Origin of the sequence: Pseudonocardia sulfidoxydans NBRC 16205, from assembly GCF_007989085.1 — a bacterium.
Classification (GTDB): domain Bacteria; phylum Actinomycetota; class Actinomycetes; order Mycobacteriales; family Pseudonocardiaceae; genus Pseudonocardia; species Pseudonocardia sulfidoxydans.
In genome coordinates this window covers 17980-32130 of record NZ_BJVJ01000036.1, presented here as the reverse complement: position 1 = coordinate 32130, position 14151 = coordinate 17980, and the positions used below count along the sequence as shown (strand labels likewise).

Sequence of the window (14151 nt, the reverse complement as noted above, 5' to 3'; positions counted from 1 at the left end):
CTATCGCCGCTCACAGGGGCTGGTCGTCCAGGAGTTCGGCGAGCGCCGAGTTCATCGCCTCGGCGAGCACGTTCACGTCGGGCATCGTGTCGCGGTCGGCATTGAGGCCGTAGCAGACCGAGCCGTCGTAGGACGTCACCCCGATCCCGACGGCCTGGCCGTGCGCGAGCGGCACCACCGGGAACAGGTCCTGCAGCCGCGCACCCATCGCGTAGAGCGGGCGCGGCGGCCCGGGCACGTTGGTGACCAGCACGTTGAACAGCCTGCTCGACAACCGGCTGGTCAGCTTCGCGCCCATGCTGTGCAGCTGCGGCGACATCAGCCCGGCGAGGCCGACGAGCGCGGTCGGCGCCGCGTCGTGGGCCCCGCGTTTCTGCGCCTGCATCTGCTCGGCGATGCGGTGCAGCCGCGCGGCAGGCTCGTCGAGACCCACGGGCAGGTCGACGAAGTAGGCCGAGATCTGGTTGCCGCCCGGCTTGCCCTCGGCGGCCGCGTCAGAGGCGGCGCGGCGGCGGCGCACGCTCACCGGCACCATCGCCCGGATCGTCGTGTCGGGGTGCAGCGCCTCGCCGCGCGTCATCAGCCAGTACCGCAGCGCCCCGCACACCACGGCGAGGACGACGTCGTTGACGGTGCCGACCCCGCCCGCGCAGTGGGCCTTGCGCGCGGCGCGGTGCGCGGCGAGCGACGTGCGGGCCATCGAGTAGCGGCGCTGCTCACCGATCGGGCGGTTGAGGGCGTCGAGCGGACCCGCTGCCTGCGCCGCGCCGCGGGTGGCCTCGGCGATGCCCGACATCGTGCGGCCCACCGTGGTCACGGCGGCGCGCAGGTCGGCCACCGCGCGGGCGGCCGCGTCGACCGCACTGCGCGGGCGGCGCAGGTTCTCCATGACCGCCGACGCCGCCAGCTCGATCCCCGAGGGCTCCCGCTCGGGCACCCACTCCTCGTCGGGCACCTCGCGCGGCTGCGGGGTGCGGTCGAGCAGCAACGCACCGATGTCCATCGACGCGATGCCGTCGACCATCGCGTGGTGGGTCTTCGTGACGAGCGCGAACCGCCCGCCCGACACCCCTTCGACGACGTAGAGCTCCCACAGCGGGCGGTCCCGGTCGAGGCGGCGGCTCAGCAGCCGCCCGACCAGCTCGCGCAGGGCGTCGTCGGTGCCCGGCGCGGGCAGCGCGGAGCGCCGGATGTGGTAGCTGAGGTCGAAGTCCGGGTCGTCGACCCAGACCGGGAGCCCCAGCCGCCCCGGCACCTCGCGCACCCGCTGCCGGTAGCGCGGCACCAGCGACAGCCTGCTGCCGACGAGCCGGACGAACGCGTCGACGTCGAACACCGACCCGTCCTCCGGCGGCAGGAACGTCATCACCCCGCCGACGTGCATGCCCGTCGTCGGCTGTTCCATGTAGAGGAAGGACGCGTCCAGCGGGGACAGTCGGTCCGGCACGATCACCAGCCTACGAGGCCGACCTCCACCCGCGGAGCGGGAACCCCGACCGGCCGTGTTCGCCCAGCTTGACCCCGAGCACCTGGTGGAGCTGGATGTTGTCGCGGTCGAAGCCGAGCCTGCTCGCGGCCATGTAGAGCCGCCACACCCGGGCCCGTTCGAGGCCGACCTCGGCGACGGCCTCGTCCCAGTGCGCCTCCAGGTTGTCGCCCCAGCCGGCGAGGGTGCGCGCGTAGTGCTCGCGCAGGTTCTCCTCGTGGCGGATCTCGAACCCGTTGTCGTTCATCGCCGTGATGATCGTGCCGACGGGCTCGAGCTGGCCGTCGGGGAACACGTAGCGGCCGATGAACGGGTCGATGTGGCGCTGCTTGGTGGTGAAGGGATGGGTGATGCAGTGGTTGAGCATCCGGCCCTCGGGACGCAGCTTCGCGTTGAGGAACCGGAAGTACGACGGCAGCTGGGCCTTGCCGATGTGCTCGGTGAGCCCGATGGAGCTGACGGCGTCGAAGCCGGACTCCTGCACGTCGCGGTAGTCGAGGTGGCGCACCTCGGCCAGGTGCGCGAGGCCCTGGCGCTCGATCTCGGCCTGCGCCCACTCGGCCTGGTTGCGCGAGAGGGTGACGCCGAGCGCGCGGACGCCGTGGTGCGCCGCCGCGTGGCGGACCATGCCGCCCCAGCCGCAGCCGACGTCGAGCAGCCGCGTGCCGGGCTGCAGGTCGAGCTTCTGGGCGACGAGCTCGTACTTGGTCTCCTGCGCCTGTTCGAGCGTCGCGGTGCCGGTCGGGTAGCAGGCGCACGTGTAGGTCATCGACGGGCCGAGCACCCACTCGTAGAAGCGGTTCGACACGTCGTAGTGGTGCGAGATGGCCTGGCTGTCGCGGAACTTCGAGTGCAGCCGCCCCCGCGGCTTCGCCTCGATCGCCGGGGCCGGCCTGCGGTGGCGCAGCCACACCGGCGCGAGCTCGCGCACCAGCCGGAACTGCTCGTTGCGCGGGATGCCCTGCAGGGCGACGTCGGCGAGTGCGTCCAGCGCGGTGTAGAGGTCGCCCTCGACCTCGATCTCACCGGTCACGTACGCGCGGGCGAGCCCGAGCGTGCCGGGCGCGGACACGAGCCGCGCCAGTGCGGCCGGCGACTCCACGCGGAGTGCGACGTCGCTGTCGTCGGGGCCACACTTGCTGCCGTCGTAAGCGACGATCCGGATCGGCGCGTCGTGCCCGATGATCCTGCCGAGTACGTCGGCCACCCTCATGATCAGCCCACCACCTTCGAGTAGAGACCCGGCAGCCGCCCGTCCGGGTCGTAGCGGTCCTTCACGGCCCGGTAGGCGTCGCCGTTGTAGCGGCGCCAGAACTCGGCCTCGTCGTAGTGCACCGTGGAGTACAGGGACTTGTGCCCGCCGAGCTCGGCAACGAGCTCCTCGATCAGCCGGTTGTGCGCGTCGGGCCGTCCGGGCACCTGGTCGACGGTCGACCAGAATCCGACGTTGACGTAGAGCCGGCCCGCCTCCATCGGGTAGAGCGGCCACTCGCGCTCGCCGCGCAGCCGGATCGGGCACAGCCACACCGGCGAGATCCCGACGTCGCGGTGGAAGACCTCCAGGAACCGGTCCAGGTTCTCGACGGGGATCTCGACGTCCTGGATCACCATCTCCTGGCGCGGTGACCGTGTGATGTCGGCCAGCCGGTTGGTGACACCGTGGCGCTGGTCGAGCGCGACGAGGCGGCGGTAGACGTCGGAACGGCGGTAGCGGCGCGGCCACACCCTGCGCACCAGCGGGTTCTGCACGCCGAAGGCACGCGAGCACCAGAACCAGTCGGTGTCCCAGCGCCAGATGTAGTCGTGCGTGGTGAGGTGGTCGACCGGGCGCTGCTGCAGCGACCGGTAGAAGACCTGCTGTCCGGTGTAGTCGGACACCTGCGCGCCGGGCATCGGCTCGTCGACGAACCGTCCCACCGTGACGTACTGCTCGCCGCCGTCGAACACCGTGCCGTCGACGAAGTCGACGTCCGCGCCGGCACCGTCGAGGTCGCACACCCGCTCGATCTCGGCGGCGGCCGCGGCCGCGGACCCGAAGCGGTGATGGGTCAGGCGCACGAAGGGCGCGACCGGCTGCAGCTCGATGCACAGCCGCAGGGTGTAGCCGAGGGTGCCGTAGGAGTTGGGGAACGTGGCGTAGAGGTCGGCGTGCTCCCCCTCGGGCCGGGCGGTGACGACCTCACCCGAGCCGGTCAGCAGGTCCATCTCCAGCACCGACTCGTGCGGCAGGCCGTGCCGGAACGACGTCGACTCGATCCCCAGCCCGGCGACGGCACCGCCGAGGGTGATCGTCTTGAGCTGGGGGACGACCAGCGGCATGAGCCCGTGGGCCAGGGTGGCGTCGACGAGGGCCTCGTAGGTGGTCATGCCCTGGACGTCGGCGGTGCGGGCGACGGGGTCGACGTCGATCACACCTGTGAGCCGCGACGTGTCCAGGAGACGGACATCCGGGCGCGAACCACCGAAACGGAACAGGTTGGACGAGGGCTTACCGAGCCGGACCCGCTGCCCCGGCGGCACCGCACGGTAGCGTTCGACGAGGTCAGCAACGGCGTCGGCATGATCGGTCCGGTTCACCGACGCCACGCTGGAGTTCATGGTCGCGACGCTAATCGGCAATCGCCGCCGGTGCACGTCCCTTCCGCGTTCGTCGAGGCCGCGCGTCGTACACGCGTGTCCGGCGACACCGTCGCTCGGGGTACCTGCCGGGAACGTCGCGACACGGCACGGGTAGAACGCTCCCATGGCGTTCCGGTTGACACCACATGAACGAGGGTTCTACCCGTTGTTCACGCGCGCGGCGGAGAACATCGTCGCCGCCGCGGAGGGACTGGCCGAGCTGGTCGCCGCGGATCCCGCGGCCCGGCCGGCACTCGCCTCCCGGGTGAAGGACCTGGAACACGCGGGCGACGACCTCACCCACGAGATCATGGTGAAGCTCAACTCCGTCTTCGTGACACCGTTCGACCGCGAGGACATCTACCGGCTGGCCTCCTCGCTCGACGACGTCCTCGACGCGATGGAGGAGGCGGCCGACCGGATCGTGCTCTACCGTCTCGACGACCTGCCCAAAGGCATCGCGGTGCAGACCGACGTGCTGGTGCGCGCCGCGATCTCGACCGCCGAGGCCATGCCGGGGCTGGAGAAGCTGGAGTCGCTGCGCGAGTACTGGGTCCACGTCAACTCCCTCGAGGACGAGGGCGACGCCGCCTACCGTTCGCTGCTGCGCGACCTGCTCGCCCCCGACGACGACGTCACCCCGCTCGACGTACTGACGGTGCTGAAGATCAAGGAAGTCGTGGAGACCCTCGAGGAGGCCGCGGACGCGTTCGAGACGGTGGCCAACACCGTCGAGAGCATCGCCGTCAAGGAGGCCTGAGGTGGAGCTCGCGCTCATCCTCGTGGTGATCGTCGTCGCGCTGGGCTTCGACTACACGAACGGTTTCCACGACGCCGCGAACGCCATCGCCACCTCGGTGTCGACGCGGGCGCTGTCCCCTCGCTCCGCGCTCGTCATGGCGGCGGTCATGAACCTCGCCGGAGCCTTCCTGGGCACCGCGGTGGCCTCGACGGTCGGCAAGGGCATCATCGCCGCCCCCGAGGGCACCGCCGGGCTCGTCGTCGTGCTCGCGGCGCTGATCGGTGCGATCGCCTGGAACCTGATCACGTGGTGGTTCGGGATGCCGTCCTCGTCGTCGCACGCGCTGATCGGCGGCCTCGTCGGGGCCGCGCTGGCCTCGGCCGGCACCGTGCAGTGGGGCGGCGTGGTGGAGAAGGTCGTCATCCCCATGGTCGTCTCGCCGGTCGTCGGGTTCGTCCTCGCGGGCCTGGTGATGATCGGGCTGCTGTGGCTGTTCAAGGACGCCCGCCCCAACCGCGTCACGCGCGGGTTCCGGCACGCCCAGACCGTCTCCGCGGCGGCGATGGCGCTCGGCCACGGCCTGCAGGACGCCCAGAAGACGATGGGCGTGATCGTGCTGGCGCTCGTCGTCGGCGGCTACCACGAGGGCTTCGACGTCCCCTGGTGGGTCATCCTGATCTCGGCCGGTGCGCTCTCGGCCGGCACCGCCGCCGGTGGCTGGCGCATCATGCGCACCCTGGGGCGGCGGATCATCGACCTCGACCCGCCGCGCGGGTTCGCCGCCGAGGCCACGGCGTCGGCCGTGCTCTACACGACGGCGTTCGCCTTCGCCGCGCCCATCTCGACGACGCAGACGATCACGTCGTCGATCCTGGGCGTCGGGGCGACCAAGCGGCTGACCGCGGTGCGCTGGAACGTCGCGGGCAACATCGTCGTCGCCTGGGTCCTGACGCTGCCGATGGCCGCGCTGATGGCCGCCCTCTCCTATTGGGTGCTGCACCTGTTCCTGGTCTGAGCCGGTCTCAGACCGCCGCGCGCACCCGGGCCTTCTCCGCCTCGACGTCGAAGTCGGCGGGCGGGTACTGCGGGTCGATCGCGTCGAGGGTCTCGGCCAGCAGCGCCGCGACGGCCCAGTTGCGGTACCACTTGCGGTCGGACGGGACGACGTACCAGGGCGCGGCGTGGGTGTCGCAGTGGGCGAGCGCGTCGGCGTAGGCGGCCTGGTAGTCGGTCCACTTGGCGCGGGCGTCGAGATCGCCCGGGTTGTACTTCCAGTGCTTCTGCGGGTCGTCGAGGCGGGCGGCGAGCCGCTCGGCCTGCGTCTGCGGGGAGATGTGCAGCATGCACTTCACGATCGCGACGCCCTGCTCGTCGAACTCGGCCTCGAAGGCGTTGATGCGCTCGTAGCGGCTGCGCCACTCCGGCTCGCCCACCAGCCCGTCGACGCGCACGACCAGCACGTCCTCGTAGTGGCTGCGGTCGAAGACGCCGATCATCCCGGCGTGCGGGACCTGCTTGCGGATGCGCCACAGGAAGTCGTGCGCCAGCTCCTCGGGGGTGGGGCGCTTGAACGACGCGATGTGCAGCCCCTGCGGGTTGACCAGCCCGGCGACGTGGCTGATCACCCCGCCCTTGCCCGACGTGTCCATGCCCTGCAGGACGAGCAGCACCGCGCGCGGGCTCGTCCCGCCCACCGCGGCCGCGTACAGCGCCTCCTGGCGGGCGTCGAGCCGGGCACCCAGCTCGGTCATCGCCTTCGCGGCCTTGCCCTTGCCCTGCGGGCCGATCGGTGTGGCGCCGGGGTCGATCGCGGACAGGTCGACGCCGCCCTGGGGCACCCGGAAGGTCTCGCGCGCGGACCGCGTCGTCGTCGCCATCCGCGCACGATAGCGCTGCATCAGGCGTCGGCGGCGATCCTCCCCGACACGGCCGTCCCGATGGGGACGACGAGCGGGGTGCCCGACACCGGATCGGGGATCACCTTGGCGTGCAGGCCGAACACCTCGGCGAGCAGCGGCTCGGTGATGACCTCCGCCGGGGTGCCGGCGGCGATGATCCTGCCCTCGCGCATGGCGACGAGCCGGTCGGAGTAGCGGGCCGCGAGGTTCAGGTCGTGCAGCACCATCACGACGGTCCGGCCCAGGTCGCGGTTGAGCCGGCGCACCAGCTCCAGGACCTCCACCTGATGGGAGAGGTCGAGGTAGGTGGTCGGCTCGTCGAGCAGCAGCAGGTCGGTGCCCTGGGCCAGCGCCATCGAGATCCACGCCCGCTGCCGCTGGCCGCCGGACAGCTCGTCGACGGGGCGCTCGGCCAGGTCGGCGATGTTGGTCCACTCCAGCGCCTCGTGCACCGACGTCTCGTCGTCCGACGACCACTGCCGGTACCAGGCCTGGTGCGGGTGGCGGCCACGCGCGACGAGGTCGCCGACGGTGAGCCCCTCGGGTGCGTTCGGCGCCTGCGGCAGCATGCCCAGGATCGTCGCGACCTCCTTGGTGGGCATCTTGTCGATGCGCCTGCCGTCGAGCAGCACCTGTCCCTTGCTGGGGACGAGGAGGCGGCCGAGCGCGCGCAGCAGCGTCGACTTGCCGCAGCCGTTGGGCCCGATGACCGACGTGATCGTGTTCTGGACGACGTCGAGGTCGAGGTCGTGGACGATCGTGCGGTCGCCGTAGCCGAGGGTCACCGACTCGGCGCGCAGCCGCACACCGGCGGCCCCGAGCTCCTTCGTGACGTCACGGGCGGCTCCGTTGTTCCCGGAGGTCTTGCCGGCGGTCTGGGTCATACTCGGGCCTCCCGGCCGTGACGGACGAGCAGGTAGAGCAGGTACGGGGCGCCGAGGACGGCGGTGACGACGCCGACGGGCAGCTCCGCAGTGCCGAAGGCGGTGCGCGCCAACAGGTCCGACAGCACCACGAGTGTCGCGCCGATGAGCAGCGACGCCCCGATCGGCGGCCGTGACGCCCCGACCAGCCGCTGCGCGATCTGCGGCGACACGAGCGCGACGAACGCGATCGGGCCGGCCGAGGCGGTGGCGATCGCGGCGAGCCCGACGGCCACGGCGAGCAGCGCGGTGCGGCCGCCGTCGACGCGGACGCCCAGCGACCGGGCGGTCTCGTCGTTGTACTGCAGCGCACCGAGCAGGTGGGCCAGGACCAACGCGGCGGGCACGAGGACCGCCAGCGCGATCCCCACCGGGACGACGTGCTCCCAGCCGCGGGCGTTGAGGCTCCCGTTGAGCCACACCTGCGCGCGGGCCGCCTCGTAGACCTGGGCGGCGATCAGCAGCCAGTTGACCAGCGCGTACAGGATCGCGTTCATCCCGATGCCGACGAGCACGAGCCGAAAGCCCTGCACGCCCTTGCGCCAGGCGAGGAGGTAGATCAGCGTCGCGGTGATCAGGCCGCCGAGCAGCGCCGCGATCGGCAGCCCCACGGAGCCTGCGATGACGGCGAAGGCACTGACACCGCTGCCGAGGACGATCACGCCGACGGCCGCGGCGCTCGCGCCCATGGTGATGCCGATGATGTCCGGTGCCGCGAGCGGGTTGCGCGCCAACGCCTGCAGGATCGCCCCCGACACAGCCAGCGCCCCGCCGACGAGCGCGCCCGTCAGCGTCCGCGGCAGCCGCAGGTCGAGCACGATGAACTGCTGGGCGGGGTCGCCGCCGCCGAACAGCGTGGCCAGCACGTCGCCGACACCGATCGGGAACTCGCCCCGGCCGATGTTGAGCGCGGCCCCGAGGACCAGGACCGCCGCGGTCACGGCCATCACGACGACCGTCCGCGGCCGCCAGACCCCGGAGAACCTGCCGACGCGCAGCGGGTCACGCCCCGGGACCAGCCCCGGCGGGCGCCGGCCCGGCTTCCCGGCCGGCTTGTCCACGGTGGCGGTCACAGCTGCGCCAGCTTCTTGCGGCGCACCAGCGCGATGAAGAACGGCGCCCCGATGAGCGCCAGCACGATCCCCACCTGCAGCTCCCCCGGCCGGGCGACGACCCGGCCCACGACGTCGGCGGTGAGCAGCAGCACCGCACCGGACAACGCCGACGCGGGCAGCAGCCACCGGTGGTCGGGCCCGGTGAACGACCGGACGACGTGCGGCACGATCAGCCCGAGGAACGCGATCGGCCCGCACGCCGCCGTCGCCGCCCCCGCGAGCAGGGTGATCGCGATGACGCCCAGGACCCGGGTCCGGGTCACCGAGTGCCCGAGGGACTTGGCCACGTCGTCGCCCAGCGACAGCGCGTTGAGCGCGGGTGCGGTGGCAAGCGCGATGAGCGCCCCCACCAGGATGAAGGGCGCCACCTGCGCGGCGATGACCGGGTCGCGCCCGGCGAGCGAGCCCACGTTCCAGAACCGGTAGGCGTCGAGGGTGCGGACGTCGGTGAGGATGACCGCCGACGTCAGCCCGAACAGCAGGGCCGACACCGCCGCGCCCGCGACCGCCAGCGTGACCGGCGTCGCCCCGGCCCGGCCCGTCGAGCCGAGCAGGAACACCGCGACGCTCGCGCCCAGCGCCCCGGCGAACGCGAACCACACGTAGCCGGTGAGCGAACCGATCCCGAAGACGTAGATGCCCACGACGACGAGGAACGCCGCACCCGCGTTGACACCGAGCAGGCCGGGGTCGGCCAGCGGGTTGCGGGTGTGGCCCTGCATCAGCGCACCGGCCAGGCCGAGCGCGGCGCCGGCCAGCAGCCCCAGCACCGTGCGCGGGATGCGCAACGACCGGACGACGACGTCGTCCTCGGTGCCGGTCGGACTGAACAGCGCCGTCCACACGTGGTCGAGCGGGATCGCCTTGGCGCCGACCGCGATGCTCGCGAGACACACCACCACCAGCAGCACCGCGAGCAGCAGCAGGCCGGTGATCCGGCGGCTGCGCATCGACCTCGGCGCACGCGGCTTCGTCGGCCGCGTGGCGACGGTCGTCACCGTGGGTTCACCCCGGCCCCCTGTCGGACTCCTCCTCGACCCGCCGCGGGATCGTCGACGAGCCCGGTGGTCACCCACCGATCGGGCTCACGATAGGTGAGGCAACCCTGTGCATGACAGAGCCGTGCCTCGCTGTTGTGTCACTGTCACCGGGGTCGGCGGCGCTTCCCGCCGCGACAGCCGGCGGCACCGGGTGCTGGGATGGTCACCGTGCGACGCATCTGGCCGCTCCCCGTGTCCCCCGCCGATCTCGACCCAGAACTCGACCCAGAACTCGACGAGGCCGCCCTCCTCGAGCACTACGCCTACCCCTCGGGCGCCGGCACCCCGTGGGTCCGGGTCAACTTCGTGTCGAGCCTCGACGGCGCCGTCACCGTCGACGGCGTGTCCGCCGGGCTGGGCTCCGACGCCGACAAGGTCGTCTTCGGGCTGCTGCGCCGGCTCGCCGACGTCGTCCTCGTCGGCGCGGGCACCGTGCGCGCCGAGAACTACCGCGGGGCACGCCGGCCCGCGGTGGGACGCGACCTGCCGCCGCCGATCGCCGTCGTCACCGCCTCGGCCGACCTCGACCCCGGCGCCCGGCTGTTCACCGACACCGCCGTCGCCCCCGTGATCCTCACCACCGCCGACGCGCCCGCCGCCCGCCGTGACGCGCTGCGCGCCGCGGGCGCCGACGTCGTCGAGGCCCCCGACCTGGAGCCCGCGACGCTGCTCGCCGAGCTCGGCCGGCGCGGCCTGCACCGCGTCCTGTGCGAGGGCGGCCCGATGCTGTTCGGGGCGCTCTCGAGAGCCGGGCTCGTCGACGAGCTGTGCCTGACGCTGTCGCCCGTGGTGCTCGCGGGGTCCGCGAGACGCATCGCCACCGGCCCCGCCGCCGACCTCCGGCTCACGCTCGCCGGTGCGCTGACCGCCCCCGACGCGCTGCTGCTGCGCTACACCCGCACCGGACCGGCCGCCGTCGATCCATCGATCGGGTGATCCGGCGTGAGGCCCGGGGGCGCCGTGGCGTCCATCGGGTGTGTGCGCCGGAGACACCGGCCCGCCGGGCACCCGCCCGGCGACACCGACCGCAGTCGTGAGGAGTCCACGATGACCGAGGCCACCCCACCCACGACCACCACCTCGACCGCCACGACGCGTGGCGGCGGCGCCGCCACGGGCGCCACCGCCGGCTCGCCCGCCCGCGTCGCCGAGGACACCGGCCAGGGCCGCACCACGATCGCCGCGTCCGTCGTCCAGAAGATCGCCGGCATCGCCGCCCGCGAGATCTCCGGCGTCTACGCCATGGGCGGCGGCGTGTCCCGTGCCTTCGGCGCGATCCGCGAGCGCATCCCCGGCGGCGGCACCGGCGCGGCCAACATCGCCGGCGTCCAGGTCGAGGTCGGCGAGAAGCAGGCCGCGATCGACCTCGACATCGTCGTCGAGTACGGCGCCTCCATCCGCGAGCTCGCACGAGCGGTGCGGCGCAACGTGATCACCGCCGTCGAGTCGATGACGGGACTCGAGGTCATCGAGGTCAACATCGCCGTCAACGACATCCACCTGCCCGAGCTCGACAACCCGGAGGACCTCCCGGCCCCGGTCGTGTCCCGCGTCGAGTGAGAGCAGCGAGTACGTGACCGACACCCCCGCCCGCCCCGACCCCGGCGCCGCACTCGTCGAGGCGCTCGCGGCCGCCGTCACCGCGCACCCCGCGGTCGTCCGTCTCGACGGCGGACGGTTCGGCGCGGTCGCGACGCACCTGCCCGGGCGGCGCCGGCTCGTCGGGGTGCGGGTCGGGGAGCCGGGTGAGCCCGTCGAGATCGCCGTCGTCCTGCGGGCGGGCCGGCCGATCCCGCAGGCCGTGGCCGAGCTGCGCGCGGCCGTGGCGGCACTGCGCCCCGGCCCGGTCGACGTCACGGTCAGCGACATCGCGCTCGACCCCGCGCTCCCCGGTGGGGGTCCGTCGTGACCCCCGAGGAGCGGGCCGCCTACCGGGCGTTCGTCCGCGAGAACCATCCCGACCGCGGAGGCGACCCCGACGCGTTCGTCGCGGGGCTCGCCGCGATGCGTGCCCGCCCGGAACCCCCGGAACCCACGGCCACCGACGACGTGGTGTTCGTCCGCGACGTCCCGCTGCCCGCCCGGATCGCCGTCGCCCTGCTGCGCACCGTGCGCCGGCACCGCCGCGACCGGCTCGACCGCCTCGCTGCCGACCCGGAACCCGACGGCTCCACCTCTCGAACCAGGAGTGCTCCATGAACGCCACCCAGACCGGCCTGCTCGCGGGCCTCGTGCTCGGTGCCGCCGGCGCGATCGGCGGGTTCAGCGCCTTCCTCATCGCGCTGCTCGTCGGCGTGGTGGGGCTGGTCGTCGGGCTCGTGCTCGACGGACGCCTCGACATCAGCGGCGTCCTCGGCCGCGGCAAGGACCGGTGAGCGCGATGTCCGCCGGGGTGGACCTCGCCAAGGCGTCCCCGCCCGACCCCGCCGCCGACCCCGCCGCGGACGCCGAGATCGCCGGCCGGGGCCGGCTCGAGATCGCGCCCAGCGTGCTGCGCAAGATCGTCGAGTACAACGCCGACCAGGTGCCCGGGACGCTGCGCACCGAGCGTCGCGTCGCAGGTTTCGACGTCGGCGACGCCGGGTCCGCCGCCAAGGTCAGCGTCGGCGGGCCCGCGGGCGACGTCGACGTCCGGCTCGAACTGGCCCTGCAGTACCCCGGGTCCGTCCGCCGGGTCGTCGACCAGGTCCGCGGGCTCGTCGCCGAGGAGCTGACCCGGCTCACCGGCTACCGGCTGCGGTCCCTCGCCGTCACCGTGACCGGCCTGCGCGGGCTGCCGCCGCCACCGCGGCTGCGCTGAGCCCGCCGTCGCAACCATCGAGAGGAGGACCCCGTGCGCGTGCTCGTGCGCATCCTCGCGCCGCTGCTCGGCCTCGCCCTCGCCGCCGTCGGTGTCCTGGGCGTCGTCGAGATCGTCACGGCGTGGCTCCAGCCCGGACGCGGCGGCGACGGACTGCTCGTCCCGTGGCGGGCCTGGCAGCGTGCGCTCGACACGCAGCTGTGGGCCACCACCCCGGTGAAGATCACCGGGATCGTGCTCGGCGTCGTCGGGCTCCTGCTGCTGATCGCGGCGCTCGCCGCCCGCCGCCACGACGTGCCGCTGCGCCCGCCCGCCCCGCACGTCACCGTCACGACGTCGCCGCAGGCGTTGGCGCGCATGGTCGGCCGCCGGGTCCGCGCCGCCGACGCCGTGTCCGGCGCCTCCGTCACCGCGTCGCGGCGCGCCGTCAGCGTGCGGGCCGAAGGCTGGGAGGGCACGGTTGTCCCGCCGTCGACCGACGGGCCGGCCGAGACTCCCACCGACACCCGCGCCGACGCCGACACCCCGGGGCTCGCCGACTCCGTCCGCGCCGACGTCGAGTCCCTGCTCGACGACCTGCCCCTCGCGCACCGACCCCGCGTCGCCGTGTCCGTCCGCGCACTGGGCGGCCCGCGATGAGCCAGCCCACCGACGTGGGCCCCGCCCCCGCCGCCGATCCCCGCGCCGAACGCCGCTCGCGCCGCGCGGTCGCCCGTTCCGCCGGCCGCGAACGGCGCGTCGTCGGCCTCATCGGCCTCATCGCCCTGCTCGTCGGCGCCGGGACCGCGCTGCTCGCGTTCGGGGTGTTCGGCAGCGGCCGCGCCCAACGCCCCCTGCTCGACCCGATCCTCGTCGACGCCCTCCGCTCCCAGGCCCTGATCTCGCGGATCGTCGCGCTCGTCGTCTGCGTCGTCCTCGTCGTCGCCGGGCTGGTGTGGGCGGTCCGCGCCCTCGCCCCCGAACGCCGCCCCGACCTCGCCGTCGACGCCGGCCCCGACACCTCCGTCGTCGTCACCTCGTCGGCGGTCGCCGAGGCCGTCGCCGGCCAGGCCCGCACGCTGCCCGGCATCTCCCGCGCCCGGGCCCGCATGGTCGGTGACGAGCGCGAACCCGCCCTGCGGCTCACCGTGTGGCTCGCCGAGGACGCCGACGTCGCCGAGGTGTGCCGGCGCATCCCCGAGGAGGTGCTGGCCGCCGCCACCGACGCCTTCGGCGGCCGGGTCCTGCCCGTCGCAGTGCGCATCGAAGCCGACACCGCGGAGGGCCCGAGGGTGCGCTGAGCCCCGCCCGCCCCGACCCGTTCACCGTCGTCACACCGGGCGTCGGGCACGCTGGCACCGGCAGTCACGGTGAGGGGAGAACGGGCGCGTGTCAGGTCTACGGCGGCGCGCCCGCGTCGCAGGTGCGGTCGTCGCCGCCGCGTTGGTCGCACTCACCGCCGCCTGCGCGGTCGGGCCGTCACAACGCCCACCCGTCGCCGTCGTCGGCGCCGACGGTGTAGCCCCGCCACCCCCACCGCCGACCTCGA

17 protein-coding genes are annotated in these 14151 nt (G+C 73.5%); 10 read left to right on the top strand and 7 right to left on the bottom strand.

The genetic code is table 11. From position 1 onward, the window contains the following. Positions 1 to 10 precede the first annotated feature (10 nt). Genes PSU4_RS17665 through PSU4_RS17655 form a run of 3 tightly spaced genes read right to left on the bottom strand, consistent with a single transcriptional unit; the run spans position 11 to position 4084 of the window. Positions 11 to 1447 (bottom strand): WS/DGAT/MGAT family O-acyltransferase, encoded by a 1437-nt coding sequence (locus PSU4_RS17665; RefSeq protein WP_147109645.1) that lies wholly within the window; start codon positions 1445 to 1447, stop codon positions 11 to 13. Positions 1448 to 1457: 10 nt separating this feature from the next. Next, positions 1458 to 2699 carry an SAM-dependent methyltransferase gene (locus PSU4_RS17660; protein ID WP_147109643.1) on the bottom strand — a complete coding sequence of 414 codons (1242 nt, stop codon included), beginning with the start codon at positions 2697 to 2699 and terminating at the stop codon, positions 1458 to 1460. Between the two features lie 2 nt (positions 2700 to 2701). Then, positions 2702 to 4084, bottom strand: a complete 1383-nt coding sequence (locus PSU4_RS17655) for an FAD-binding oxidoreductase (RefSeq protein WP_147109640.1) — start codon at positions 4082 to 4084, stop codon at positions 2702 to 2704. 145 nt (positions 4085 to 4229) lie between these two features. On the opposite strand from PSU4_RS17655, the gene PSU4_RS17650 reads away from it, so the two are divergent. Together PSU4_RS17650 and PSU4_RS17645 are read left to right on the top strand one after the other, a co-directional pair. After that, positions 4230 to 4865, top strand: a complete 636-nt coding sequence (locus PSU4_RS17650; RefSeq protein WP_147109638.1) for a DUF47 domain-containing protein — start codon at positions 4230 to 4232, stop codon at positions 4863 to 4865. Between the two features lies 1 nt (position 4866). After that, positions 4867 to 5862 carry an inorganic phosphate transporter gene (locus PSU4_RS17645; RefSeq protein WP_147109636.1) on the top strand — a complete coding sequence of 332 codons (996 nt, stop codon included), beginning with the start codon at positions 4867 to 4869 and terminating at the stop codon, positions 5860 to 5862. Positions 5863 to 5869: 7 nt separating this feature from the next. On the opposite strand, the gene PSU4_RS17640 is transcribed toward PSU4_RS17645, so the two are convergent. The 4 genes from PSU4_RS17640 to PSU4_RS17625 are packed head-to-tail and all read right to left on the bottom strand — an operon-like array spanning position 5870 to position 9781. After that, positions 5870 to 6724 (bottom strand): PPK2 family polyphosphate kinase, encoded by an 855-nt coding sequence (locus PSU4_RS17640; protein WP_147109633.1) that lies wholly within the window; start codon positions 6722 to 6724, stop codon positions 5870 to 5872. Positions 6725 to 6744: 20 nt separating this feature from the next. Then, entirely contained in the window at positions 6745 to 7629 is an 885-nt protein-coding gene (locus PSU4_RS17635) for an ABC transporter ATP-binding protein (RefSeq protein ID WP_147109631.1), read from the bottom strand. Continuing rightward, positions 7626 to 8741 (bottom strand): FecCD family ABC transporter permease, encoded by a 1116-nt coding sequence (locus PSU4_RS17630; RefSeq protein WP_147109629.1) that lies wholly within the window; start codon positions 8739 to 8741, stop codon positions 7626 to 7628. The genes PSU4_RS17635 and PSU4_RS17630 overlap by 4 nt, the downstream gene beginning before the upstream one ends. Further along, complete coding sequence (locus PSU4_RS17625) at positions 8738 to 9781, bottom strand: FecCD family ABC transporter permease (protein WP_373866069.1); 1044 nt, start codon at positions 9779 to 9781, stop codon at positions 8738 to 8740. The genes PSU4_RS17630 and PSU4_RS17625 overlap by 4 nt, the downstream gene beginning before the upstream one ends. A gap of 201 nt (positions 9782 to 9982) precedes the next feature. Here PSU4_RS17625 and PSU4_RS17620 point away from each other — a divergent pair, with 201 nt between their 5' ends. The 8 genes from PSU4_RS17620 (at position 9983) to PSU4_RS17585 (ending at position 13903) form a co-directional block, all read left to right on the top strand. Beyond that, positions 9983 to 10759: a pyrimidine reductase family protein gene (locus PSU4_RS17620; RefSeq protein ID WP_147109627.1), complete on the top strand. Its 777-nt coding sequence runs from the start codon at positions 9983 to 9985 to the stop codon at positions 10757 to 10759. A gap of 111 nt (positions 10760 to 10870) precedes the next feature. Next, complete coding sequence (locus PSU4_RS17615) at positions 10871 to 11383, top strand: Asp23/Gls24 family envelope stress response protein (protein ID WP_147109625.1); 513 nt, start codon at positions 10871 to 10873, stop codon at positions 11381 to 11383. A gap of 13 nt (positions 11384 to 11396) precedes the next feature. Beyond that, a complete protein-coding gene (locus PSU4_RS17610; RefSeq protein WP_147109623.1) occupies positions 11397 to 11732 on the top strand; it encodes an Asp23/Gls24 family envelope stress response protein in 336 nt (111 codons plus the stop codon). Continuing rightward, positions 11729 to 12022 (top strand): hypothetical protein, encoded by a 294-nt coding sequence (locus PSU4_RS17605; RefSeq protein ID WP_147109621.1) that lies wholly within the window; start codon positions 11729 to 11731, stop codon positions 12020 to 12022. The genes PSU4_RS17610 and PSU4_RS17605 overlap by 4 nt, the downstream gene beginning before the upstream one ends. Then, positions 12019 to 12198, top strand: coding sequence for a hypothetical protein (locus tag PSU4_RS17600; RefSeq protein ID WP_147109619.1), 180 nt, complete (start codon positions 12019 to 12021; stop codon positions 12196 to 12198). The genes PSU4_RS17605 and PSU4_RS17600 overlap by 4 nt, the downstream gene beginning before the upstream one ends. A gap of 5 nt (positions 12199 to 12203) precedes the next feature. After that, positions 12204 to 12623: an Asp23/Gls24 family envelope stress response protein gene (locus PSU4_RS17595; protein WP_147109690.1), complete on the top strand. Its 420-nt coding sequence runs from the start codon at positions 12204 to 12206 to the stop codon at positions 12621 to 12623. Positions 12624 to 12656: 33 nt separating this feature from the next. Further along, on the top strand, positions 12657 to 13262 hold the full coding sequence (locus PSU4_RS17590) for a DUF6286 domain-containing protein (protein ID WP_147109617.1): 606 nt from the start codon (positions 12657 to 12659) through the stop codon (positions 13260 to 13262). Beyond that, complete coding sequence (locus PSU4_RS17585) at positions 13259 to 13903, top strand: Asp23/Gls24 family envelope stress response protein (RefSeq protein ID WP_147109616.1); 645 nt, start codon at positions 13259 to 13261, stop codon at positions 13901 to 13903. The genes PSU4_RS17590 and PSU4_RS17585 overlap by 4 nt, the downstream gene beginning before the upstream one ends. Positions 13904 to 14151 lie beyond the last annotated feature (248 nt).